This is a genomic window from Candidatus Poriferisocius sp., from assembly GCF_965202595.1.
Lineage (GTDB): Bacteria > Actinomycetota > Acidimicrobiia > Acidimicrobiales > Bin134 > Poriferisocius.
On the sequence record NZ_OZ241836.1, the window covers coordinates 62,845 to 85,890 of the forward strand.

26 protein-coding genes and 1 tRNA gene are annotated in these 23,046 nt (G+C 64.7%); 20 read left to right on the forward strand and 7 right to left on the reverse strand.

Annotation, left to right across the window (positions count from 1 at the left end):
• The first annotated feature begins 76 nt into the window (after positions 1-76).
• From ACOGXC_RS00650 to ACOGXC_RS00665, 4 genes are read left to right on the forward strand one after another with little or no spacing between them, the layout of a single operon-like run.
• Positions 77-1,207, forward strand: a complete 1,131-nt coding sequence (locus tag ACOGXC_RS00650; protein ID WP_419920090.1) for a CaiB/BaiF CoA transferase family protein — start codon at positions 77-79, stop codon at positions 1,205-1,207.
• The gene (locus ACOGXC_RS00655) at positions 1,204-2,028 is read left to right on the forward strand and encodes a cyclase family protein (RefSeq protein WP_419918819.1); all 825 of its coding nucleotides are present in this window, start codon (positions 1,204-1,206) and stop codon (positions 2,026-2,028) included. The genes ACOGXC_RS00650 and ACOGXC_RS00655 overlap by 4 nt, the downstream gene beginning before the upstream one ends.
• Before the next feature lie 52 nt (positions 2,029-2,080).
• Positions 2,081-3,493: an MmgE/PrpD family protein gene (locus ACOGXC_RS00660; protein WP_419918820.1), complete on the forward strand. Its 1,413-nt coding sequence runs from the start codon at positions 2,081-2,083 to the stop codon at positions 3,491-3,493.
• Positions 3,490-5,019 carry a dihydroorotase gene (locus ACOGXC_RS00665; protein WP_419918821.1) on the forward strand — a complete coding sequence of 510 codons (1,530 nt, stop codon included), beginning with the start codon at positions 3,490-3,492 and terminating at the stop codon, positions 5,017-5,019. The genes ACOGXC_RS00660 and ACOGXC_RS00665 overlap by 4 nt, the downstream gene beginning before the upstream one ends.
• A 29-nt stretch (positions 5,020-5,048) precedes the next feature.
• Here the strand turns inward: ACOGXC_RS00665 and ACOGXC_RS00670 are convergent, their stop codons facing one another.
• A complete protein-coding gene (locus tag ACOGXC_RS00670) occupies positions 5,049-5,951 on the reverse strand; it encodes a hydroxymethylglutaryl-CoA lyase (protein WP_419918822.1) in 903 nt (300 codons plus the stop codon).
• A gap of 38 nt (positions 5,952-5,989) precedes the next feature.
• Here ACOGXC_RS00670 and ACOGXC_RS00675 point away from each other — a divergent pair, with 38 nt between their 5' ends.
• Both ACOGXC_RS00675 and ACOGXC_RS00680 read left to right on the forward strand, forming a co-directional pair.
• Entirely contained in the window at positions 5,990-7,186 is a 1,197-nt protein-coding gene (locus tag ACOGXC_RS00675) for a CaiB/BaiF CoA transferase family protein (protein ID WP_419918823.1), read from the forward strand.
• Positions 7,187-7,265: 79 nt separating this feature from the next.
• On the forward strand, positions 7,266-7,892 hold the full coding sequence (locus ACOGXC_RS00680) for an N-carbamoylsarcosine amidohydrolase (RefSeq protein ID WP_419918824.1): 627 nt from the start codon (positions 7,266-7,268) through the stop codon (positions 7,890-7,892).
• A gap of 45 nt (positions 7,893-7,937) precedes the next feature.
• On the opposite strand, the gene ACOGXC_RS00685 is transcribed toward ACOGXC_RS00680, so the two are convergent.
• Positions 7,938-8,090: a hypothetical protein gene (locus tag ACOGXC_RS00685; protein ID WP_419918825.1), complete on the reverse strand. Its 153-nt coding sequence runs from the start codon at positions 8,088-8,090 to the stop codon at positions 7,938-7,940.
• Positions 8,091-8,148: 58 nt separating this feature from the next.
• Between ACOGXC_RS00685 and ACOGXC_RS00690 the strand changes: the two genes are divergently transcribed.
• Both ACOGXC_RS00690 and dcd read left to right on the forward strand, forming a co-directional pair.
• Positions 8,149-8,733, forward strand: a complete 585-nt coding sequence (locus tag ACOGXC_RS00690; protein ID WP_419918826.1) for an HD domain-containing protein — start codon at positions 8,149-8,151, stop codon at positions 8,731-8,733.
• Positions 8,730-9,290: a dCTP deaminase gene (dcd, locus tag ACOGXC_RS00695; protein ID WP_419918827.1), complete on the forward strand. Its 561-nt coding sequence runs from the start codon at positions 8,730-8,732 to the stop codon at positions 9,288-9,290. The genes ACOGXC_RS00690 and dcd overlap by 4 nt, the downstream gene beginning before the upstream one ends.
• Positions 9,291-9,350: 60 nt before the next feature.
• Here the strand turns inward: dcd and ACOGXC_RS00700 are convergent, their stop codons facing one another.
• The 3 genes from ACOGXC_RS00700 to ACOGXC_RS00710 form a co-directional block, all read right to left on the reverse strand.
• Positions 9,351-9,887 carry an SAF domain-containing protein gene (locus ACOGXC_RS00700; protein WP_419918828.1) on the reverse strand — a complete coding sequence of 179 codons (537 nt, stop codon included), beginning with the start codon at positions 9,885-9,887 and terminating at the stop codon, positions 9,351-9,353.
• A 327-nt stretch (positions 9,888-10,214) separates the two neighbouring features.
• Entirely contained in the window at positions 10,215-11,015 is an 801-nt protein-coding gene (locus ACOGXC_RS00705) for an S-methyl-5'-thioadenosine phosphorylase (RefSeq protein ID WP_419918829.1), read from the reverse strand.
• A gap of 20 nt (positions 11,016-11,035) precedes the next feature.
• Positions 11,036-11,515, reverse strand: coding sequence for an FmdB family zinc ribbon protein (locus ACOGXC_RS00710; protein ID WP_419918830.1), 480 nt, complete (start codon positions 11,513-11,515; stop codon positions 11,036-11,038).
• Positions 11,516-11,594: 79 nt separating this feature from the next.
• Between ACOGXC_RS00710 and ACOGXC_RS00715 the strand changes: the two genes are divergently transcribed.
• Both ACOGXC_RS00715 and glp read left to right on the forward strand, forming a co-directional pair.
• Entirely contained in the window at positions 11,595-12,176 is a 582-nt protein-coding gene (locus tag ACOGXC_RS00715) for a glycerol-3-phosphate acyltransferase (RefSeq protein ID WP_419918831.1), read from the forward strand.
• Positions 12,124-13,422: a gephyrin-like molybdotransferase Glp gene (gene glp / locus ACOGXC_RS00720; protein WP_419918832.1), complete on the forward strand. Its 1,299-nt coding sequence runs from the start codon at positions 12,124-12,126 to the stop codon at positions 13,420-13,422. Before ACOGXC_RS00715 ends, glp begins: the two co-directional genes overlap by 53 nt.
• 143 nt (positions 13,423-13,565) lie before the next feature.
• On the opposite strand, the gene ACOGXC_RS00725 is transcribed toward glp, so the two are convergent.
• Positions 13,566-14,012, reverse strand: coding sequence for an IS30 family transposase (locus ACOGXC_RS00725; protein WP_419918833.1), 447 nt, complete (start codon positions 14,010-14,012; stop codon positions 13,566-13,568).
• 197 nt (positions 14,013-14,209) lie between these two features.
• On the opposite strand from ACOGXC_RS00725, the gene ACOGXC_RS00730 reads away from it, so the two are divergent.
• The 10 genes from ACOGXC_RS00730 (at position 14,210) to ACOGXC_RS00775 (ending at position 22,083) form a co-directional block, all read left to right on the forward strand.
• Positions 14,210-15,214, forward strand: coding sequence for a DUF222 domain-containing protein (locus tag ACOGXC_RS00730; RefSeq protein WP_419918834.1), 1,005 nt, complete (start codon positions 14,210-14,212; stop codon positions 15,212-15,214).
• 46 nt (positions 15,215-15,260) lie between these two features.
• Positions 15,261-16,235 carry an IS30 family transposase gene (locus ACOGXC_RS00735; protein WP_419918168.1) on the forward strand — a complete coding sequence of 325 codons (975 nt, stop codon included), beginning with the start codon at positions 15,261-15,263 and terminating at the stop codon, positions 16,233-16,235.
• Complete coding sequence (locus ACOGXC_RS00740) at positions 16,225-16,497, forward strand: HNH endonuclease signature motif containing protein (RefSeq protein WP_419920091.1); 273 nt, start codon at positions 16,225-16,227, stop codon at positions 16,495-16,497. The genes ACOGXC_RS00735 and ACOGXC_RS00740 overlap by 11 nt, the downstream gene beginning before the upstream one ends.
• Before the next feature lie 246 nt (positions 16,498-16,743).
• Positions 16,744-17,712, forward strand: coding sequence for a GTP 3',8-cyclase MoaA (gene moaA / locus ACOGXC_RS00745; RefSeq protein ID WP_419920092.1), 969 nt, complete (start codon positions 16,744-16,746; stop codon positions 17,710-17,712).
• 162 nt (positions 17,713-17,874) lie between these two features.
• Positions 17,875-18,354, forward strand: coding sequence for a cyclic pyranopterin monophosphate synthase MoaC (moaC, locus tag ACOGXC_RS00750; RefSeq protein ID WP_419920093.1), 480 nt, complete (start codon positions 17,875-17,877; stop codon positions 18,352-18,354).
• Positions 18,355-18,584: 230 nt separating this feature from the next.
• A complete protein-coding gene (locus tag ACOGXC_RS00755) occupies positions 18,585-19,109 on the forward strand; it encodes a hypothetical protein (RefSeq protein WP_419918835.1) in 525 nt (174 codons plus the stop codon).
• A 133-nt stretch (positions 19,110-19,242) separates the two neighbouring features.
• Positions 19,243-19,316 (forward strand) — tRNA-Ala (locus tag ACOGXC_RS00760).
• Between the two features lie 244 nt (positions 19,317-19,560).
• Positions 19,561-20,562, forward strand: coding sequence for a phosphotransferase family protein (locus ACOGXC_RS00765; RefSeq protein ID WP_419918836.1), 1,002 nt, complete (start codon positions 19,561-19,563; stop codon positions 20,560-20,562).
• 43 nt (positions 20,563-20,605) lie between these two features.
• Positions 20,606-20,971, forward strand: a complete 366-nt coding sequence (locus ACOGXC_RS00770; RefSeq protein ID WP_419918837.1) for a hypothetical protein — start codon at positions 20,606-20,608, stop codon at positions 20,969-20,971.
• A gap of 2 nt (positions 20,972-20,973) precedes the next feature.
• The gene (locus ACOGXC_RS00775) at positions 20,974-22,083 is read left to right on the forward strand and encodes a hypothetical protein (protein WP_419918838.1); all 1,110 of its coding nucleotides are present in this window, start codon (positions 20,974-20,976) and stop codon (positions 22,081-22,083) included.
• 93 nt (positions 22,084-22,176) lie between these two features.
• On the opposite strand, the gene ACOGXC_RS00780 is transcribed toward ACOGXC_RS00775, so the two are convergent.
• Positions 22,177-23,007, reverse strand: coding sequence for an SDR family NAD(P)-dependent oxidoreductase (locus ACOGXC_RS00780; protein WP_419918839.1), 831 nt, complete (start codon positions 23,005-23,007; stop codon positions 22,177-22,179).
• Between the last annotated feature and the right edge of the window lie 39 nt (positions 23,008-23,046).

The following is a 23,046-nucleotide window of genomic DNA, read 5'->3' on the forward strand; positions in this document are numbered from 1 at the left end:
CGAAACACTGTTCCACGTGACCGGACCCCTGGCCGACCTCAAGGTCATCGACGCTTCCACCGTACTGGCCGGGCCGATGATCGGCCAGATAATGGCCGACTTCGGTGCCGAGGTCATCAAGATCGAACACCCCCAGAGGGGCGACAGCCTGCGGGGTCATGGCGCTCAGAAGGACGGCCACGGACTCTGGTGGAAGATCGTGGGGCGCAACAAGCGTTGTGTGGGCCTGAACCTTGGCCATCCCGAGGGGGCCGAGGTGTTCCGGACTCTCGCAGCCACCGCCGACGTGGTGATCGAGAACTTTCGGCCGGGCACCCTGGAACGGTGGGGCTTGGGTTGGGAGACGCTGTCCGACCTGAATCCGCGACTCGTGCTCTGCCGGGTGACCGGCTTCGGCCAGCGCGGCCCCTATGCCCGAAGACCGGCGTTCGGCACCCTGATCGAGGCCATGAGCGGTTTTGCCCACATGACCGGTGAACCCGACCGGCCGCCGACGCTGCCCCCGTTCGGTTTGGCCGACAGCATTGCCGGCATAAGCGGGGTGGCCGCGGTGATGATGGCCCTCCACCACCGGAATGCCACCGGCCAGGGTCAGGTGGTGGACTTGTCGATCCTGGAGCCGCTGGTTGCTGTCCTTGGCCCCCACGTAATCAACTGGGACCAGACCGGCCAGATCGCTCGACGCTCGGGCAACCGCTCGCTCAACAACGCTCCCCGCAACATCTATCTCACTGCCGATGGCCGCTGGGTGGCGGTGTCCAGCAGCGCCGATTCGGTGGCTCGCCGCACCATGGAGCTGGTCGAAAGGAGCGATATTGCGGCCGAGCCCTGGTTCGCCACCGGGGTGGGGCGGGCTGAGCATGCCGACGAGATCGACGCGGCCCTGGCGGCATGGATAGGCGAGCGTTCGCTGTCCGAGGTGGTCGAGGAGTTTGCCGCCGCCGAGGTGGCGCTGGCCCCGGTGTACGATGTGGAGCAGTACGTGGATGACCCCCAGGTGCAGGCTCGAGAAGCCGTCGTGGTGGTGGACGATCCCGATCTCGGGCCGATCAGAATGCAGAACGTCCTGTTCGGTCTGTCGTCAACCCCGGGATCCATCCGGCACCCCGGCCGCCCCCTGGGCGCGGACACCGATGAAGTGCTGGTCGAGGCGGGCGTGAGCGAGGAGCGGCTGGAGGAGTTGCGTGCCAAGCAGGTGGTGGCATGAGCGGGGCTGTTGGCACCGTGGCCGGGGGCTTGATCGATTTGGTGGAGCGGGCCACGGTGTACGACCTCGGTCGCCCGTTGCGAAACGGCATGGCTCAGTCGCCCAACCACCCCATGTTTCGCCACTGCCTGGATCGTCGCCACGGTGACATGACCCGCGCCGACGGCGGTTCGGCCGCTGCCGATCTGCTGGTCACCGGCTGTCATGTGGGGACTCATGTGGATGCTTTGGCCCATGTGAGTCACCAGGGGCAGCTTTACGGGGGAGTGGATGCCCTCGAAGCGCAGTCCGCCGGGGGCTTTGCCGTACTGGGTATTCAGGACCTCATGCCGTTCGTTGGCCGGGGTGTGATGCTGGACATACCCGGCCTGCTCGGGTCGGAGATGTGTGCTGGAGGCCACGAGATCACCGTTACCGAGTTGGAGGGTGCCGTCGCCCGTCAGGGCACCCCGGTGCGATCGGGTGACGCGGTGCTGGTTCGCAGCGGGTGGGGAGCGCACTTCGGCGACCCCGAGCGCTACCGGGGGGTGACCACCGGCGTGCCCGGTGTGGGAGAAGCCGGTGCCCGCTGGTTGGCCGAGCAGGGAGCGGCCTTGGTCGGGGCCGACACGCTGGCGTTCGAGTGCCTTCCTGGCGGTCAGGGTCACGCCCTGCTGCCCGCCCATAGGGTGCTGCTGGTGGAGCGGGGGATCAACATCATCGAGACGATGGACCTGGATGGTCTGGCTGGAGCCGGGGTGTACGAGTTCGTGTTCGTGCTGTCCCACCTGAACATAGTTGGGGCCACCGGTGCTCCCGCTCGACCGCTGGCCATCGCATGAGCTCGTTGTTGGCACCGCCCTTTGGCCATTGCATGAGCCCTTTGTTGGCACCATGAACCCCATCTTGGCCCAGCTCGCAAAACTGGCCCACGGGCCGGTGCCCGATGCCGTTCGGCATGGGATTCCGGTCCGGATCATCGACATCGTGGGCATCGCGGTAAGGGCTGCTCGGATGGACACCTCCCGGGCGGTGATCGGGTTCGCCACCGACCAGTGCACTGCCGCCCAGGCCACGGCCATTGGGGCCTCGGATGCCATGGCCGCGACCGAGGCCGCGTTCGTCAACGGGGTTCTGGCCCATTCGCTGGATTACGACGACACCCACCTGCCCTCCATCCTCCATCCCAGCGCGTCGGTGGTTCCGGCCTCGCTGGCGGTTGCGGAATGGCGAGGGGTTGCAGGTGCCGCGCTGGTCGATGCCGTGGCGGTGGGCCTGGAGGTAGCCGTGCGCCTGGGTATGGGCGGTTACGACCATCAAGCCCGCCAGTCGGTGTATTTCGAGCGGGGCCAGCACGCCACCTCCATATGCGGGACGGTGGGATCGGCGGCCGCGGCCGCCCGGCTGCTGGGGGCCGATACCGATGGCATCGCTCACGCCATGAGCATCGCTTGCAGCATGGCCAGCGGGATCATCGAGGCCAACCGGGCGGGGGGCACCGTCAAGCGGCTCCACTGCGGTTGGGCCGCCCGGGCCGGGGTAACCGCCGCCCAGCTCGCAGCCCGGGGCATTACCGGTCCGGCGACGGCAGTCGAAGGTCGATTCGGGCTGTTTCGAGCCTTTCTCGGTGACCAAGCCGACCTCGGCGCAGTCATCAGCGATTTGGGGGACCGCTGGGAGGCCGAGAACATATTTTACAAGCCGTATCCGGCCAACCATTTCACCCACACCGGCATCGACGCCGCCATTGCCTTGCGCCATCGCGGCCTTCGCCTCGGGGACATCGACTCCGTGATCCTGGAGGTGGCCCCGCCGACCGTCCGTACCATTGGCGAACCCATCGAGGCCAAGCGGTTGCCCGAAACCGGGTATCAGGCCCAGTTCAGCGGGCCGTACACCGTGGTGGCCGGGCTTGTTGGGGGTGAGGGCCTGGGGGTTGGCCTGGAGGATTTCCGCGATGCCCTGGTGCACGCTCCCGAACGCCGGGAGTTGATGGCCCGGGTGGACGTGGTTGGTGATCCCGGTTTCATGGACATATACCCGTTTCAATTCCCGTCCCGGCTTACGGTCACTACAGTCACCGGTCACACCCTGGTCTCAGAAGTACTGGCCAATCGGGGCAGCCCCGACAGGCCCCTTTCCACTGAAGAGCTAACCACCAAGTACATCGACAACACCGCCGGTCTGGTGGCCGAAGAGGTGGTACACCGGACTCACGACGCTCTGTGCGGTCTGCTCACCGCCCCCTCCATTGCCGGCCTGCTGGCTCCCCTGACCACCCTGGCCCGAACCGGAGAACATCCATGACCGAGACCGTCCCCCAACATGGTACCGAGACCGTTCCCCAACCCGCCATCGAGGCTTCCACCCCTCCCGACTTTGTTGTCGCCGGGGCCGTGGTTGTCCGCCCCGACGCCGGTATCGCCGAGAAGTTGGACATCGCCATCACCGGCGGCAAGGTGAGCCAACTGGCTGCTGGGTTAGCGGCCTCGGCCCCTGCCGGCACCGAGGTTTTCGACGCCTCGGGCCTGGTGGCTTTTCCAGGATCGGTGGATGCTCATACCCACATGGGCATCTACAACCCGCTGGACGAGGACGCTGTGAGCGAGAGCCGGGCCGCGGCCCAGGGCGGCACCACCACGGTGCTCAACTACATGCGCACCGGACAGTACTACCTCAACCAAGGTGGCCCCTACGCCGAGTTCTTCCCCGAGGTGCTGCGCCGGATGGATGGCCACTGCCATGTTGATTACGGCTTTCACCTGGCCCCCATGGAAGCGGCCCATATCGACGAGATTCCCATGCTGGTTACCGAGCACGGCGTGACCTCGTTCAAGATCTTCATGTTCTACGGCGGCCACGGGCTTCACGGGGCCAGCGACGATCAGGCCCGCTTTTTGATGACCCCCGCCGGCGAGCGCTACGACTACGCCCACTTCGAGTTCGTCATGCGAGGTATTGCCGAGGTCCGCCGGGCCCATCCCGAGTTGGCCGCTACTTTGTCGCTGTCGTTGCACTGCGAGTCGGCCGAGATAATGACCGCCTACACCAGGATGGTCGAGGCCGAGGGTCGCCTGAGCGGTTTGGCCGCCTACTCGGCATCCCGGCCCCCGCACTCGGAGGGACTGGCGGTGACCATCGCCTCGTATCTGGCCCACGAGACCGACGTGGTCAACATCAACCTGCTTCATCTGTCCTCGGCCAAGGCCATGGACGCGGCCCTGCGCATGAGCAGGTGCTTCGAGAACGTGAACTTCCGCCGGGAGGTCACCATCGGGCACCTGCTGGTGGATATCGAGACCTCGGGTGATCCGTGGGGCAAGGTCAACCCGCCGATCCGACCCCGCCATGACGTTGAGGCCCTGTGGGAGCACGTTCTGGCCGGCGATGTGGATTGGGTGGTGAGCGACCACGCCTGCTGTAGGGCAGAGGCCAAGGTTTCCGCGTCGCGCCCCGATGACATCTGGCTGGCCAAGAGCGGTTTCGGCGGCACCGAGTACCTGCTGAACGGGCTGTATTCCGAGGGCACCAAGCGGGGCCTGGGGCTGGTGGACATTGCTCGCCTGCTGTCGTGGAACCCGGCGCGGCGCTACGGTTTGGGCACCAAGGGAACCATCGGGGTTGGCTACGATGCCGACATCGCCCTGCTCGATCCGGCGATCAGCCATGTCGTTCGGGCCGGCGAGTCGGAGTCCAGCCAGGGCTACTCCCCCTTCGAGGGTCAGGAACTCACGGGCAGGGTCAGCCACGTATGGTTGCGGGGTAGGCGCATCCTGGACGGCGGCAAGGTGGTGGGCGACCCCCTCGGCCAGTACCAGAAACGGCCGACATGAGATCGGCCGGCTTCTTTTTCGGGGATTATTCAGCGGGGTTGGGGGAATCCCCCGGCTCTGGCCACCAGGCTGGGCACACCGTGACCGAGTTGGGTTTCCAGCCACCTGCTGGTCTCGATCAGGGTGTCCAGATCCAGCCCGGTGTCGTAGCCCATCTCGTGAACGAGGTAAACCGCATCCTCGGTGGCCACGTTGCCGGTGGCCTTGGGGGCGAACGGGCAGCCGCCCACCCCACCGAGGCTGGTGTCGAACACCCGCACGCCGGTATCGATGGCCGCGGCGATGTTGGCCAGCGCCGTGTTGCGGGTGTTGTGGAAGTGCCCTCGCTGCGCAACCCCGGGGGCCCGCTCGGCTGCGCCCGCGAACAGGGCGGCCACCTGGTTGGGAACCCCCACCCCGATGGTGTCGGCCAGAGCCAACTCGTCGGGCTGCGTCTCGGCCAATTGCGAGACGATGTCGAGCACCCTGGCGGCATCCACCCGACCCTCATAGGGGCAACCGCAAACCGCCGACACGGTGATCGCCGTTTTGATCCCGGCCTCTCGGGCGGCAGCGCTGATGTCGCGCCACCGCTGTATCGACTCGGCTACCGTGGCTCGCTGGTTGGCCTGGGAGAACGTCTCGGTGGCCACCACCACACCGCAAACCTCGTCCACGCCGGCGTTGATGGCCCGCTCGACCCCCCTCTGGTTGAGGGCCAGGGCGCTGTAGCTCACCCCGCCGGGCCGGGGTACGCGGCCCATTACCTCGTCACCGTCGGCCATCTTGGGTACGGCTTTGGGGCTGACGAAGCTGGTGGCCTCGATGCGGGTGTGGCCGGCGGCAATCAGCCGCTCGATGAGTTCGACCTTCTGCGGGGTGCTGAGGTCGGCGGGATCGGCCTGCAACCCGTCGCGAGGGGCCACTTCCACGATCTGAACATTTTTGGACACGACAGTGCCAACACTACCGGCAAGGGCAAGGAGAGAACATGACAGGAGCGCTCACCGATATCCGGGTGATCGAGATGGGAACGCTGCTGGCCGGGCCGTTCTGCGGCCAGCAGTTGGCCGACCACGGGGCCGAGGTCATCAAGATCGAACCTCCGGTGACCGGCGACCCCATGAGGGCTTGGGGCCAGGAGAAGTCCGATGGCAAATCGTTGTGGTGGCCGGTGGTCGGCCGGGGCAAGAAGTCGGTCACCATCAACCTGCGCGAGCCTGCCGGTCAGGACCTGGTGCGGCGTCTGGTCGCCGGTGCCGACGTGCTGCTGGAGAACTTCCGGCCCGGCACCCTCGAGAAGTGGGGTCTGGCCCCCGAAGAGCTCCGGGCCCTGAACCCCCGGTTGATCGTCACCCGGGTGTCGGGCTACGGCCAGACCGGTCCTTACGCCGCTCAACCCGGCTTCGGGGCCATCGGCGAGGCTCTGGGCGGCATCCGTTACACAACCGGCGACCCCGGGAGCTTGCCCAGCCGCACCGGCATAAGCATCGGCGACACCCTGACCGCCATGTTCGCCACCATCGGCACCCTGGGGGCCATCCATGCCCGGCAGCGCACCGGCCAGGGCCAGGTGGTGGATGCTGCGCTTTACGAGTCGGTGCTAGCGGTCATGGAGTCGTTGCTGACCGAGTACCACGTGGCCGGATTCATTCGGGAACGCACCGGTTCGATCATTCCCAACATTGCGCCGGCCAACGCCTACCCCACTCGTGACGGGAACCTGCACTTGATCTCGGGCAACCAGGACACCGTTTGGCGCCGGCTGGCCGAGGCGATGGGCCGCCCGGAGCTGGGCACCGACCCCCGTTATGCCACCCACCATGCCCGGGGCGACAACCAGCTCGAGCTGGACGAGTTGATCGCCCAATGGACGGCCACCCTCGACACCGCGGAGTTGCACCGGTTGTTGAACGAGCACAGCGTTCCCAACGGTCAGATGTATCGCGCGCCCGAGATGCTGCTTGACGACCATTTTGCGGCCCGCGAGGCCATTGCCTGGGTGGACAGCCCGGATTTCGGTGCCATACCCATGCAAAACGTGGTGCCCAAGCTGTCGGGCACACCAGGGTCGATCAACTGGTCGGGTCCAATGCTGGGGGAGCACAACGATGAGGTATTGGGCGGGATCCTTGGACTGGACACCGATTCACTCGAACAGCTTCGATCCCGCGGGATCATCGGCTGATTTTGGGGGTGTTTTATGACTGACCACGAGCTGAAACATCGGCTGATGCCCGGGTATCGGTTGATTTTGGGGGTGCTGCATGACTGACCACGAACTGAGCGAGGACTACCGCCGGGCCGGTTTCAATAACCGCCTGGGGTTCGGATCGCGACCTGCGCTGGTGGTTATCGACTTCTGCCGGGCCTATCTAGACCCGGAATCACCACTTTATGCCGGAGTGGAGGATGCTCGGGCCTCTTGCTTGCGGGTTCTGGCCGCGGCTCGCAGGGCCGGTATACCGGTGATGCACACCAGGGTGGAGTTTCAGCCCGGGGGGGCCGACGGCGGGGTATTCTTCCGCAAGGTCGGTGCCCTGGAGTGCTTTGTGAGAGGCAATCCACTGGGTGAGTACGGCGAGGGTCTCGAACCGGCCGAGGGCGAGGTTGTGGTGACAAAGCAGTATGCCTCGGGGTTCTTCGGCACCTCCCTGGCCCCCACGCTCACATCTCTGGGCGTGGACACGGTGATCCACACCGGGGTATCCACCAGCGGTTGCGTTCGGGCCACCGCCGTGGATGCCTGCCAGCATGGTTTCATCCCCATCGTGGTGCGCGATGCCTGCGGAGATCGGGATCGGCAGGTCCACGAGGCCAACCTGTTCGATCTTGACGCCAAATACGCCGATGTGGTGTCCGAGCGGGAAGTACTCAACCGCCTGGCGGGTTAGTTCCCAAAGGCCACAGCCCGAATCAGGTCGGGCCATAACCCCGTTTCAGCGGAAAAGCCTACCTATACCCCGGCCTGTCGCTCTTCCGACCAGCCGGCGGGCGACGCGCTTGCCCATCTTGCCTTTCTTGGCCGCGTTGATGTCGCCCAGCAGTCGAGCCAACTGGTAAAGAAAGCCACGAGTTTGGTTGATGCTCATGCCATCCAATGCTAGCGGGCCGGGGTGACACCAGGTCCGGTGCCGTAAGCTGTTGACCATGGCGACTCTGCCCCAATCCACCTTGCCCGATGCCAACCTGCCCCATGCCACGTTCACCCGGATGGACGAGTCCACCGCTCAGGATTGGGTGGCAACCCGGCCTGCTCACGACCATACGGCTCGAGGGCTGGCCGACCGGGTGTTGAAGGAGCTGCGAGATCTGGCCGCCGGACCCCAGGCCTTTGCGGTAGACCGGCTGGTGCACAGTCTCCAGACGGCTCACCGAGCCGAGAGGGCGGGACGGGATGACGAGTACCTGGTGTGCGCACTGGTCCATGACATCGGCGATCTGATGACTCCCCGAAACCACCCCGACCTGGCTGCGGCCATTCTCAAACCGTTCGTGTCCGAGGCCAACCTGTGGATGGTGCAGATGCACGGCGTTTTCCAGGGCTACTACTTCTGGCATCACGTGGGCCTGGACCGCAACAGCCGCGATGCCTATGCCGGTCACCCCCATTACGACCGCTGTGCCGAGTTCTGCGCCGAATACGACATGCCCGCGTTCGATCCGGCTTATCCCACACCCACCCTGGAGCACTACGAGCCGCTGGTGCGCAATTTTTTCGCCCCGACCCCGTGATCCTCTCCGACCGAACCATCCGATCAGAACTCGAGTCGGGTCGTATAGAGATCGACCCGCTGGACGATGGTGCGATCCAGCCGTCATCGGTGGATCTGCGCATCGACCGCCACTTCCGGGTGTTTCGCAACCATACCGAGGGGTGCATAGATGTCAGGAAGAACATGGATACCCTCACCGAGCCGGTATCCATCGAGACCGACGGCGTTTTTGTTCTTCACCCCGGCGAGTTCGTGCTGGGCTCCACGCTGGAGAGGGTGCGGGTACCCAACAACCTGGTGGCCCGGCTGGAGGGCAAGTCCTCGCTGGGTCGCCTCGGGCTCTTGATCCACTCCACTGCCGGATTCGTCGATGCCGGGTGGAACGGCCGGCTCACCCTGGAGCTGTCCAATGTGGCTACCCTGCCCATCACCCTTTACGCCGGGATGAGGATCGGCCAGATCTCCTTCATCCGCATGACCACCCCCGCCGACAACCCCTACGGTTCCGCCGAGGCCGGCTCCAAGTACCAGGACCAAACCGGCCCCGCCCCCTCCCGCTACTGGAAGAACTGGTAGCTGCACATACTCCCGCCCCCTGCTCTTTCCCGAAGTGGGGCGCAAATGGGTGGTTGGTTGTTATGGGGGTATGAGGGCAAGGGTTATTGAGCCTTCCACTACGGCGGCGGCGACGGGGATGAGTTCTTGATTGGTGACGGCGATGGTCACTGCGTGGTCGGCGGTGTTGGTGATCACTGCGGCTCGGGCCACGGTGAGCGTGGCCTGGCGTTTAGAGCCCGACTCATCGGGGATGGGCAGGGTCACCAGCACGTCCACCCGGTCGCCGGGGGCCAGCGGGGGCAGGGCGGTGTGGCCGGGAACCGCTACCTCGATCCGGCCGGTTAGGGGTAATCCTCCCAGCCGAGGTCCGGTCACCACGTCGCCGGGGTAAAGGGGAGCCGAGGTCATCTCGTCGCCGGTCAGTTCGGCCAGCGCGCCGGCGGGCAGGCTGAGGGCCGGGTATCGGCGGATCTCGGTGTTCTGCTCGCTCAGCGGCCGGCCGGCCTCAATGGGTTGGGTGGCCACCACCACCGGGGTCAAAGCGCCCAACGAGGAGTTGCCCCGGGCCAGCCCCGCCACGATTGCCACCACCAATCCGGTGATTGCCGCAGCCACGGCCACCACCAGCCAGTAGCTGCGCCTCCCACCCGTAATTCGGGCCAGTAAAGAGCCCCGCCAGGTTAGAGGGGTTTCTGGAGATTGGTCCGAGCCCCGCCAGGTTGGAGGGGTTTCTGGAGATTGGTCCGAGCCCCGCCAGGTTGGAGGGGCTTCTGGAGATGGGTCCACAACCGCTGTCCTGCATCATCTCCGCCGGGGGGGAAGCAACCCCCACCATAGCGGCGGGCAGCGACGGTGAGCAGCAAATATTCACAAATATCCGGGGAAATCCGGTTATGGGGCCCGAAATACCCGGGAATATCGGGTTATGGAGGGCCCGGTGGCTCAGCTTGGCGGCAGGGGTGGTTCGATGCCGTTGGTTCGGTCGCAGCAGCCGGGAAGGTTGTTGCCCACTGCCCGGATGGCTCCGAGCAACACGGCCCGCATCCGGTCGAGGTTCTCGGCGAAGAACGCGAACACCTCGTCATGGGTGACCGGCTTCGAGTGGGGATCGTCCTCCAGGCCGGCATCGTAGTCGGTGACCAGGGCGGCGGTGGCGTAGCAGATGCCCAACTCGGCGGCCAGGGCGGCTTCGGGGTACTGGGTCATGCCCACCACGTCCCAGCCGTTTTGCCGGAACCAGCGGGACTCGGCCCGGGTGGAGAAGCGGGGGCCGGAGATAACCACCACGGTTCCCCCGTCGTGGGTTGTCATGTCCTGGGCCCGGGCCGCATCCAGCAGAGCCCCCCGGAGTCTTTCGCAGTAGGGGTCGGCCAGCGAGACATGGTTGGTGACGGTATCGAAGTAGGTGTCGGCCCGGCCCGAGGTGCGGTCGACGAGCTGATCGCACACCACCACGTCGCCCGGAGCCAGCTCGGGGCGCAGCGAGCCGCAGGCGCAGGGGCCGAGGATGGCCCTTACCCCGGCCTGGCGCAGGGCCCACAGGTTGGCCCGGTAGTTGACCCGGTGGGCGGGGTAGCGGTGGCCCGGCCCGTGACGGGGCAGAAAAGCCACCTCGATGCCGTCAACCGTGCCGATGCTCAGCGGCCCTGAAGGGGGTCCGAAAGTCTCGTCACCGGGAACCTCGACGGCATCCTCCAGCAGGGAGTAGAGCCCGGTTCCGCCGATGACACCGATCTCGGGCATGTCGGATACCAGCCCGTGTGCTAGTCCGTGGAGCCCGAGGCGGATTTTGCCGGCTCACCCCCGGAGGCCTGGTTGTCCCCGCTGCTGCGGTCCCGATCGGCGGGTTTTGCCGGCTCACCACCGGAGGGTTCCGTCGAGGTTTTGCCGGATTCGCCGGTGCCGGATTTCTCGTGACCGTTGGGCGAACCGGTGGTGGCGGGCGACTTGGTTCCGGAGCGGCTGTCGTTGCGGTAGAAACCGTCGCCCTTGAAAGTGATACTGGGCACGCTGAACACCTTGGACACCCGACCCTTGCCGGGCTGGGTGCAGGCCGGGGGGCTGGCGATGGAGCCGGCTTCGGGGCAATGCACGAGAGAGTCCTCGGAGAAGGATTGGATCACCTCGAAGCGGGCATTGCAGGTTTGGCAACTGTAGTCGTAGGTGGGCACGATCAGGCAGGATACGTGGCAGCAAGGATTTCTGGCTATCCGGCAGATCACCCATTCGGTTGTTGCCGGCATCAGGCAATTTCTGCCCGTGCGGGAGGGCGCACGGGCTCGCCCATCCCGAGGGTGGTTTCGGTTTACTACGATAAGAAACGTGGACTGGGAATGGCTCCTGGTACTGGGCGGGTACGCATTGGGCACCTTTCCCAGCGCTCTGCTGGTGGGCCGGTACACGGGCCACGACCCGACCCGGGAGGGATCCAACAACCCGGGGGCCAGCAACACTTACCGGGTGGCCGGCCGGTGGCCGGCGGCGTGGGTGCTGGTTAGCGATGTGGGCAAGGGGGTTGTCGCCGCCGGTTTGGGCCTGACATTGGGAGGCCGGCTCTTGGCGGTGGCCTGCGGGGTCGCGGCGGTGGTCGGCCACATTGTGCCCCTGGGTCGTTACCGCCAGGGGGGCAAGGGGGTTGCCACCTTTGGAGGGATGCTGCTGATGCTCACCCCGCTGGTGGGGGTCATCCTCATCGGTGTTTGGGCAACGGTGCTGGTGGTGACCAGAAGGGCGAGTGGGGCCTCGCTGGGGGCGGTGTTGGCCGCACCGGCGGCGGTGGCCATCCAGGGGTGGTCGGCACCGGAGGTCGGGGTGGTGATCGGCTGCGCGGTGGTGGTTGTCGTTCGCCATTATGAGAACATTCGCCGCATATGGCGCAGAGAAGAACCGGCGATCTGGTCGTGATCCCAGCCCGACCCGGTTCTGTTACCAACAGGGTGGTCTTGTGATCCCGCTGGCTGAAGCACAAGAGAATGTTTTGGCAAGGTGCAGTGTGCTCGAGCCGGCGGTTGTGGGAATTGGCGAGGCCAGAGGTCTGGTTACCACCGGGACGGTGACCGCCCCCGAGCCGGTGCCCCACTTCGACAACACGGCCATGGACGGTTTCGCGGTGCGGTCGGTGGATGTGGTTGATGCTCCGGTAGCCCTTACCATCGTGGGCACGGTGGCCGCGGGCCCGGTTCCCGATATAACTGTCGGGGCCGGACAGGCCGCTCGCATCATGACCGGAGCGGCCATCCCCCCCGGATCGGACGCGGTGATAATGGTGGAACTCACCGAGGTCGGTTCCGACGGCACCCGGGTTACGGTGACCCGCCCGGTGCCCGCCGGAAACCATATTCGCCGAGCCGGTGAGGATCTGGTGGTGGGCCAGACCGTTTTCGGACCGGGAGAGGTGCTCACCCCTGGACACCTGGGGGTGCTCACCAGCTTGGGCATCTACCAGGTGAGGGTGCGTCCCCGAGCCCGGGTGGGGGTCATGTCCACCGGCAGTGAGTTGATCGAGGGGCCGCAGGCGCTGGAGGTGGGTCAGATTCGCGACTCCAATCGGCATACGTTGCTGGCCCTGCTGGCGGAGGCCGGGTGCGAACCGGTGGACCTGGGGTGCCTGGCCGATGACGAGGACGAGATCGCCGCCGGTATCGGGGCCGGGGTGGAGGCGTGCGATGCCCTTTTGACCTCGGGCGGTGTGAGCATGGGTGATTACGACTACGTGAAGAAGGTGCTCGACGAGATCGGGGACATGACCTGGATGCAGGTGGCCATCAAACCGGCCAAACCCCTGGCTTTCGGCCTGGTGAAGGGGGTTCCGGTATTCGGGCTACCGGGCAACCCGGTGTCGTCCATGGTTTCCTTCGAGCTGTTCGCCCGACCCGGTTTGCGCAGGATGATGGGGCACCCCCCCGATGCCTGGCACCGCCGGCCGGTGACGGGTCGGGCCGCCGAGCCGCTCCGCCGCCGGGCCGATGGCAAGACTCATTTCGCCCGGGTGCGGGTTGAGTATGCCGGCGGCGAGTACCTGGCCAGGTCCGCCGGCGGCCAGGGGTCGCACCAGCTCTCGGCCATGGCTGCTGCTGACGCTCTGGCGGTGCTGCCCGACGGCGACGGACTCGATGGGGGCGATCCGGTCGAGTTGCTGATCCTGCGCTAGGTGTAACATTGGGAAGGGAATTATATATTTGGGTTGACGCACCCATTCTTACCTGGGGTTTTGTAAGTTGCAACATGGACATAAGCCAGTATTTTCAACCCAGATATGTAATTCCCCAAACATGACACCAAACCCAACCCCACCTAACCTATCTGCGCGCGCTCTTGGTGTAGATGGTTTGGGCGGGTTGCCAGTGGTGGAGTCTGCGGGGCATTGAGGTCTTCGATGATGGCGAGGTGTACCGGGCCGATGTTGAGGTTGGTGCTTTTGGGTAGCCAGCGTCGGGGTGTGGTGTTGTTTTGTTCGTTGGTGGGTCGTTGCCAGGGGGATCGGGGTTCGTAGAAGTATATCTGTATGCCCAGGTTGTGTTCGATGTTGGCCCATTTGGCCATTTCTGTTCCTTGGTCCCAGGTCAGGGTTTTGACCAATTCGGCGGGTTGGCGTTTGAGTGCGGCGGTGACGGCTTTGGCGGTGTTGTGGGTGTCGTAACCATCGGGTAGTGGTACTACCAGGGTGTGGCGGCTGGTGCGCTCCACCAGGGTCGGAAAGCTCCACCGGTGACCCTCGACCGGCCCGACCCCTGGGCGCACGCTACCGGGGTGGCCCCTGTATCTTTGCCACCGCTGCTAGCTGTAACTCTTATGGAGGTTGTTGATGGTTCGGTTGGGTGAGTCTGTGATGCCATTGTGGTGGTTGTAAATTATCTCGGTGGTGGGGGAAAATATTGATCAGAATTATTTTTATATTTCGGGTGGGTATTGTCACCCTTGCTGATAGTATTGTGGGTATGAAGTTCGACCCCAGTGTTTCCGAACCTGAGACCAATTCTGCTGGCAGTGACGGTGCTGGTGGTGGGGATGTTTTGCGGTTGGAGTTGGTTGATTTGGAGGGGATGGACTCCAAGAGTTTGTTCAATTTGATGTTTGATATCCTCGCTACCCGCCACATACTCGATGGGTACATGACCGAAGCGTTGAATCGTTACGGTGATCTTGTGGGTGAGGGCGAACTGCGGGCTCTTTGCCTTCAGTTCGGTATGGGCCGTTACCTGGCCAACCGCGAAGCCCGCACCGCCGGCGCCCTACGGGAGTTGCCGGCCACGGTGGATGCGGTCAAAGCCGGCGGGTTCTCCATAGATCATGCCCGCTTGTTGGGGGAGTCCCATGGTCGGGTGCCTTTGAACCGGGCCCAAGAAGACGACCTGATCGACAAGGCCAAAACCGAGGACCTGGACCGGTTCAGGAAAACCCTGGCCCGCCAGGAGGACGACCGGCGCGGCACCGATGAGGAGTCGCGGCTCGATCAGCAGCGCCGCCGTCGCAAGGCTGCGGTGTTCAACGGTGATGACGACATGGTGGTGCTGCACGCCGAGTTGGACCGGGTGACCGGTGAGCGGGTCAAAACCGCTCTCGACGGCATGTGTGATCGCCTGTTTCGCGACGACTCCAAAAATGGTAACGACCGCACCCCTCAACAGCGCGCAGCCGACGCGCTGGTCGCGCTGATCACCCAAACCCCTGGTAAGAACCCCAAAACCACCGATGGCACCTGTGGTGGTCATGTGGGGGTGCAGCCGACGACGCTTTTGGTGAAGGTTGATTACGACTTGCTCACCGGCCAGCTCAAAAACGCCGGGCTCATGGACGACACCCCCATTTCGATGGACGAGTTGCGCCTCATCGCCTGTGACGCAGCGTTGGTGCCGGCCATTTTCACCGCCGAAGGAATACCCCTATACCTGGGTCGCAAGCAACGGAAGGCTCCACCGGTGATCGCGACAGGTCGGCCATGATGGTCGATCAGAAACATTGGCGAATCACCGGTGGAGGTGTTCCAGTATGGCACAGAGGTTGTGTGCGGGCGAGCGTGCCCGCATCGAGACTATGGTTGGGATGGGGGTGGGGACAGCTGAGATGGCCCGCCGGTTGGGCAGGAGCCGCTCCGCGGTGTGGCGGGAGTTGCGGCGCAACGGGGGTGGTTCGGTGTATCGGGCCGATGCGGCCCAAGCCGTTGCCGATGTGCGGGCTTTGAGGCCTCGCCCATCCAAGTTGGCCACAGATCCGGTGTTGGCCGACGCGGTGGCCGAGTTGTTGGCGCTTCGTTGGTCCCCTCATGCGATCTCAGAATCTCTCCGCAAACAAGGGCTGCGGGTGTGCGCAGAAACCATCTACCGGGCGTGTTACGACCCCAGCGGACGCAGCGGCCTAGCAGCCGATAGCTGGAAACTGCTGGTGCGCCGTCGCCGGCGGCGCAAACCCCGAAGCCGTTGTGAGCAGGCGAAACGCTCCGTGCTGGGTGATTTCCGGCCCATAGCGCAGCGCCCCGCAATAGTCGACACCCGAGCCGAGGCGGGCCACTGGGAAGGTGATCTGATAATCGGTGCGAACAACCAATCAGCCGTAGCCACCCTGGTGGAGCGCACCAGCCGCCACACCCTGGTAGTGCCTTTATGTGATGGTTACGACGCCCGAAACACCGCCAAAGCCGTCACCGCCGCACTCAAACGCCAACCCGCCGAAATGGTCAAAACCCTGACCTGGGACCAAGGAACAGAAATGGCCAAATGGGCCGACATCGAAAAAACCCTCAACATACAGGTCTATTTCTGCGAACCCCGATCCCCCTGGCAACGACCCACCAACGAACAAAACAACGCCACACTCAGACGCTGGCTACCCAAAAGCACCAACCTCAACATCGGCCCGGTACGCCTCGCCATCATCGAAGACCTCATCAACACCATGCCCCGCAGAATCCACCAATGGCAACCCGCCCAAACCATCTACACTAAACTCTGTCGCGATCACCAATAGAGCCTACCAACGCTCCGCCACCCAAAAGCAAAAACTCGCCCTCTACGCCCGAGACAAACACTGCGTAAACTGCGGGCTAAGAGCCACCGCCTGCGATGTTCACCACATCAAACCCTGGGAACACGGCGGCAAAACCAACATCAACAACCTCGTCCTGCTCTGCCCCACCTGCCACACCCAAACCCACAAACACCAACCCCAACCACCCCCCACCCGACGATTCAAACAGCCCATCTACAGCAACGTCCTACTCAGCACATAACCAACCAACGCAACCAACCCATCACAACCACCGGCAAAACCTACCAACCCCAACCAAAGGGAATTACATACCTGGGTTGAAAATACTGGCTTATGTCCATGTTGTAACTTACAAAACCCCAGGTCAGAATGGGTGCGTCAACCCAAATATATAATTCCCTTAACATTCGTAGAGGTTGTTGGCGCGTGATGCGGGTGTGCCGCGGGTGGCGGGTTGGGGCAGAATGGAGAGGTGCGTGCGCCGCTGATGGATGGGTTCGGTCGGGTGCACCGGGATCTCCGCATCTCGGTGACCGACCGCTGCAACTTTCGCTGCACGTACTGCATGCCCGCCGAGGGGTTGGACTGGCTGCCCCGGGAGGATTTGCTCTCGTTCGAGGAGATCGAGCGGATCGCAGCGCTGATGGTCAACAGGTTCGGTATCGACAGCATTCGGCTGACCGGCGGGGAACCCACGGTACGGGCCAACCTACCGGTGCTGGTCCAGAAGCTGGCCGCGCTGGACGTGGATCTGGCCCTGACAACCAATGGGGCCACCCTGGGACTGCTGGCCGGCAAACTGGTGGCCGCCGGGCTGAGGCGTATCAACATCTCGCTGGACTCCCTTCGCCCCGACCGCTTCCACCGGCTCACCCGCCGGGACGACCTCGACCGGGTACTGGACGGGATCGATGCCGCGGTGGCTGCCGGCCTGGACCCGGTGAAGATCAACGCGGTGATGATGCGGGGCATCAACGACGACGAGATCGTGGACTTCGCTCGGTTCGGCCGGGAGCGGGGGGTGGAGGTTCGGTTCATCGAGTTCATGCCCCTGGATGCCGATCTGTCGTGGAGCAACGACAAGGTGGTGACCCGGGACGAGATCGTGGCCACGGTGGCGGGGGCGTTCCCGCTGGTCCCGGTGGAGCGCTCGCACTCGCCGGCCGCGGTGTGGCACTACGCCGACGGCCGGGGATCGTTCGGGGTCATCGCCAGCGTCACCGATGCCTTCTGTGGCAGTTGTGATCGGGTACGACTCACCGCCGAGGGCATGTTCCGCAACTGCTTGTTCGCGGTGGACGAGCACGATCTGCGGAGCTTGTTGCGTTCGGGGGCCGGAGACGACCGGATAGCCGCTGCCATCTCGGCGGCGGTGAGAGACAAGTGGGCCGGGCACGCCATCAACCAGGTGCACTTCATTCGCCCCAACCGCTCGATGTCGCAGATCGGGGGTTGAGGGTGGTTCGGGGGCTTGGTTGGGGTTGGACGTGGTGGTCACGAAGGATCGGGGGTTGAGGGTGGTTCGGGGGTTGAGGGTGCTTCGGGGGCTTGGTTGGGGTTGGACGTGGTGGTCACGAAGGATCGGGGGTTGAGGGTGGTTGATGTCGGATTTACTCACATGGATTCCCTGGGTCGGGCTCGCATGGTGGACATCACCCCCAAGGAGCCATCCCACCGCCGAGCCATTGCCCGGGCCAAGGTGTTCATGAGCGCCGATACCGCTTCGGCGGTGGCCAGGGGGGCCATCGCCAAGGGAGATGTGCTGGCCGTGGCCCGTGTGGCGGGCATCCAGGCGGCCAAGCGCACTGCCGAGCTGATCCCGCTCTGTCACTCACTCACGGTGGGGGCGGTGATGGTCAACTTTCGGATCGAGGACACCTACATCGAGGTCGAGACCGAGGTGGAAACCGTGGATCGCACGGGGGTGGAGATGGAAGCCCTCACAGCCTGTTCGGTGGCCGCGCTGACCGTCTACGACATGTGCAAGTCCCGGGATCGGGAGATGGTCATAGGCGAGATTGCCCTGTGGGAGAAATCGGGGGGACGCTCCGGCCACTACCGCCGGTCGGGGGATCCCGGAGTTTCCCACGACGACTGACCACCTATTCGGTGGAGCTATTTTGGTCGAGGGTTGGGGCCGAGTGGCACGGGTGGACTTTTTGTAGTACAACTGTAACAAGTGTTACGTCACTGCAACTTCCGCCAGCAGGTGGTAACAAAGCATTCCGTCCCTTCCCCCGAGTGTCCCAAGCGCGACCATCCACCGGTTGGTGACTTGTCGCGGCTTACAATTTCGCTTGCAAGGGAAACCTGAGATTGGTTACGTCCGTGGTTCTCATGATTTTGGCCGCCGCATGGGCCGCCTTTTTGATTCCGCCCCTTATCCGTCGAGCGCGCCACGGCCAGCTTTGGGGTAGGCGCAGAACCCGACGGGGTTCGCTCCGGGGTTTGGGTGCTCCTGTCCGGTCGATAAATCCCCGTCTGGCCGAGCGGGGGGCCCTGGCCGCTCCGGTGGTGGCCCTTCGGCCTTATGCTGCGGTGCCCCCATCGTTGTACGCTTCTTCGATGGCATCGACTCAAACTCGAATCATGCCCCGCTCCTCGATTGCAGCTCGCCGCCGCCGGCGCACGATCCTGGTCACGCTCATTATCGGGGCGCTGGTCTCGTTCGTGCTTGCGATTTACTGGGGTGGTTTTGCTCTCGTGGCCCATCTGGTGATCGATGCCATGTTGCTGGCCTACGCCATGCTGCTGGTGCAGTACCAGCGGACCCATGAGGAGCGACTCCGGTCGGTTGATGTAGGGGCCCCGGCATCCCAGCCACGACGCGCCGCCTCCGGCGGGCACGGCTGATCCGGCTGCCCCCAAGATTGCCGGCCGGGCTGATCCTTTCCCCCGGCTGATCCGGCTGTTTCCACGATTGCGGGTCCGGCCGATTTCAAGCTCTGATCGGGAGTGGGCCACTGGTAGGGTGGGTCGGGTACCCGGGGCTGTAGCTCAGTTGGCTAGAGCGCCTCGTTCGCAACGAGGAGGCCGGCGGTTCGAGTCCGCTCAGCTCCACTGAGGCTTGCGTTCTTTCAGTGCTGGTTGCGGGGTTTGTTGCTTGCCCCGTCTCGGTTCTGGTGCTGGGGTTTGTTGCTTGCGCCCTTTCGGTTCTGGTGCTGGGGTTTGTTGCTTGCGCCGTCTCGGTTCTGGTGCTGGGGTTTGTTGCTTGCGCCGTCTCGGTTCTGGTGCTGGGGTTTGTTGCTTGCGCCCTTTCGGTTCTGGTCTTGGTGCCGGCGTTTTTCGCTAGCGTGTTGTGGCTATGCCTGGGGATTCCCATGAGGCTTTGGAGAGGTTCGTTCGCACGCGGTTGGGTGACGTGAGCGGGTTGCGGGTGATGGGTGAGGCTCGGGCCACCGGGGGGCAGTCGAGGGAGAACTGGCCTTTTGACGTGTGGTGGCAGGACGGGAACCGGTCGTGTCATCGCCGCTTGTTCTTGCGGCGTGATCCGGTCGGGAGCGTGCTGGAGACTGATCGGCGGGTGGAGTACGAGGTGTTGCGGCGGTTGCGCGACCAGCCGGTGCGATCTCCCGAGGTGGTATGGCTGGATGCCGACGGATCGGAGCTGGGCCGCCCGTCCTTGGTGATGACCCGTTACGACGGCATCAACGATCACTTCGTTCTGGAGGGAGGCCGGAGCGGGTTCGACGAGAACACCCGAGTGGGTATCGCCTCCCAGATGGTTGACCTGATGGTCGAGATTCATGGCTTGGACTGGCAAAGCGCCGGGTTGGATCGCGTGCTGGCGGTGCCGAACGACCCCGCGGCGGCGGCCATCGACGAGTGGGCCTCGGTCATCGAGCGCCAGTCTTTGGAACCCCAGCCGGTGCTGGCCCTGGTGGAGCGATGGCTGCGCCTGAACCAACCTTCACCGGGGGAAATCACCCTGGTTCACGGCGATATCAAGCCGGGTAATGTGCTGCTGGACGGCGACCGGGTGCAGGTGCTGCTGGATTGGGAGACCGCCCACCTGGGTGATCCGACCGAGGATGTGGGATGGGTGACCAACCCCATCCGCCGCCGGGAGCACTTGATCCCCGGGCGGTGGGAGGCGGATGACTTGGTTTCGGCCTACGAGGCCCGCACCGGCAGGACTGTGGATCGGGCCGCGCTGCGGTTCTGGCAGGTGCTGGCCAACTACAAGCTGGCAGCCATCACCTTGACCGGGGTGCGGAGCTTTTGCGAGGGCCGCAGCCATCGGGTGTGGGCCAATACCGGGCGCCTGGCCGAGGTTCTGCTGGCCCAAACCGAAAGGGAGCAGTAATGAGGCTTATTTTGTGTGGGCGGGTTGTTGTATGAGACCTACTTTGAGTGAGCAGATCGAGGGTGCTCGCCGGGTGCTGGTGGATCTGGCCGGGCCCGAGGTATCCGATCCGTTCATCCGTGAGCAGATTACCCACGCTGCCGCGGCCCTGGAGCACGCGGCGGGTCGCTGGTCCCAAGTGCTGCCCGACCTGGTGGCCGATGTCAGGGCCCTGGAGGAGTTGCTGGGCATCCAACCAGCGGTGCTGGCCGAGGCAGTGCCGGGAGTTCCCGATCTGGCCGGTGCCGAGGAGTACCACCGGGAGCTGCGGGCCTGGCTTGTTGATGAGATCATGGTTGCAACCGACGCAACCGAGTGCTCCCCCGCGGTGCGGGCCTACCTGTCCGACTCCGTGGAAAGGCTGAGGTAACCATGCTTGGACCCATGGACGACACCCTGTGGCACCAGATTCCCGAACCGTTCGAGCACGCCGGTACTTCCGACCCCCGGTTCTTCGACCGCTACTGGTTCGCTGTCTACGACCCTGCCGGGCAGGGGGCCATGCAGTTCACCATGGGTTCGTACAGCAACATGAACGTGCTGGATGGTGGGGTGGTGATGGTTCGGGGCGGCACCCAGCACAACCTGAGGGCATCCAGAGCGCTGCGCCCCCGCCTTGAACCCGATGTCGGCCCGATGCGGGTGGAGCCCACGGTCCCGCTGGAGGAGCTACGGTTGATCCTGGCTCCCGGTGCCCATTCCATGGCCTGCGATCTGGTGTGGCGGGCCGAACTGGCCCCCGAAGTTGAAAAGCCCCACATGGAGCGGGAGCGAGGCCGGGTGACCCAGCACTACCAGCGGTTCAACCAGGTGGGGGTGGTGGACGGCTGGATCTCGGTGGGTGGTGAGCGTCTGGGGGTAAAAAGTTGGTGGGGTTGCCGGGATCATTCCTGGGGGGTGCGCCCGCAGATGGGTATCCCCGAGCCGGTCACCGGCCCACCCCGCCGGCCCGGCGAGGCCGGCACGCTGTTCTACTTCCTGTTTTTCTCCACCAACCGGCGGGCTGGTCATGTGCAGATCATGGAGCGGGGGGCCGAGCGGGTCTACCTCACCGGGTTGATCCGGGACCGGGACTCCCCAGATGCCGATTGTAGTGTAACCGGAGCCGATCTGTCCTTGGAGTTCTTTGCCGGCACTCGGCGATTCTCGTCGGCCGAAATGGAGGTGAGCCTGGACGGCGGCCGCTCGCTGCGGCTCCACTCGGTGCCACTGGGCTCGGCGGTGGCCATGGCCGGGCTGGGCTACAGCGGTGGTTGGAACGACGGGCTGGGCCTTGGGGTGTACCGGGGTGAGCAGCACATCGAGCACGAGACCTGGGACATCAGCCACCCCGCCGATGTGGTTCCCGCCGCCGGCGAGAGGTTCACCCCGCTGCACCGGATAGCTCCGGTAGCCGTGACCACCGGTGAAAGCGGCGAGATCGGTACCGGCAGCCTCACCTTGATCGCCAACGGCCACCTCCCCCAGTACGGTTTGCCCTAGAGGTGCGCGGCTGCCCCCGGCGAGACCACAAGGGGTCAGGGGGCGTCGGGGAGGTTGGTGAAACTGGGGTCGGTGGGAGTCGGTTCTTGGGGGTCAGGGGGTGTCGGGGAGGTTGGTGAAGCCCCGGCCGTCGGCTCGCCGGTACCAACCCTGGGCGGTCATGGTGCCGCCGTCCACAGGAATGGTCTGGCCGGTCATGAAGCGGGACTGATCGGAGGCCAAAAACAGGGCCACCTCGGCAAAATCCTCGGGGTTGCCGAAGCGGCGCAGGGGGATCCACCGCTGGGCGTGCTCAATGGGGCGTCCCCTCAGCATCTGGTCCAGGGGGGTTTGCAGGGTGACGGCCATGTCCGGGGCGATGCAGTTGACCCTGATGTCGTGTTCGGCCATCTCCAGGGCCAGGCAGCGGGTGAACGCCGACACCGCAGCGTTGGCCGCCGAGTACACCGCCATGCGAGCAATGCCCCGCATGGCCTCCACCGTGGACACGTTCACGATGGTGCCTCCACCCCCGTCAATCATGGTGGGTAAAAATGCGTGGGTGCAGCGCAGCACGTGGCGGAAGGTGATGTCGATCTGGGCGTTCCAGTCGGCCTCGGTGGTGCGGAGAAACAGGCCCGCGCCGGGGCGGTAGTCGCCCACGTTGTTGACCAGCGCATCCACCCGACCATTGCCGAAGTCCACCGCGGCTCGATGGAACTCGGCAACGACCGCGGCATCGGTTATGTCGCCCACCACCGCCACCGCCCTCCCTCCGGCATCGGTTATGTCGCTCACCGCGGTCGTGGCCAGGTCGGGGTCGATGTCGTTGATTACCACCGCGGCCCCGGCCTCGGCGAACAGCCGGGAGATTCCGCCCCCGATTCCCCCGCCCCCGCCGGTAACGGCTGCGATCCTGCCTTCCAATGGTGTTGCGCTCGGCATGAGAAGTTTCTAGTCCATCCCGCACTCCCGTGTACCTCT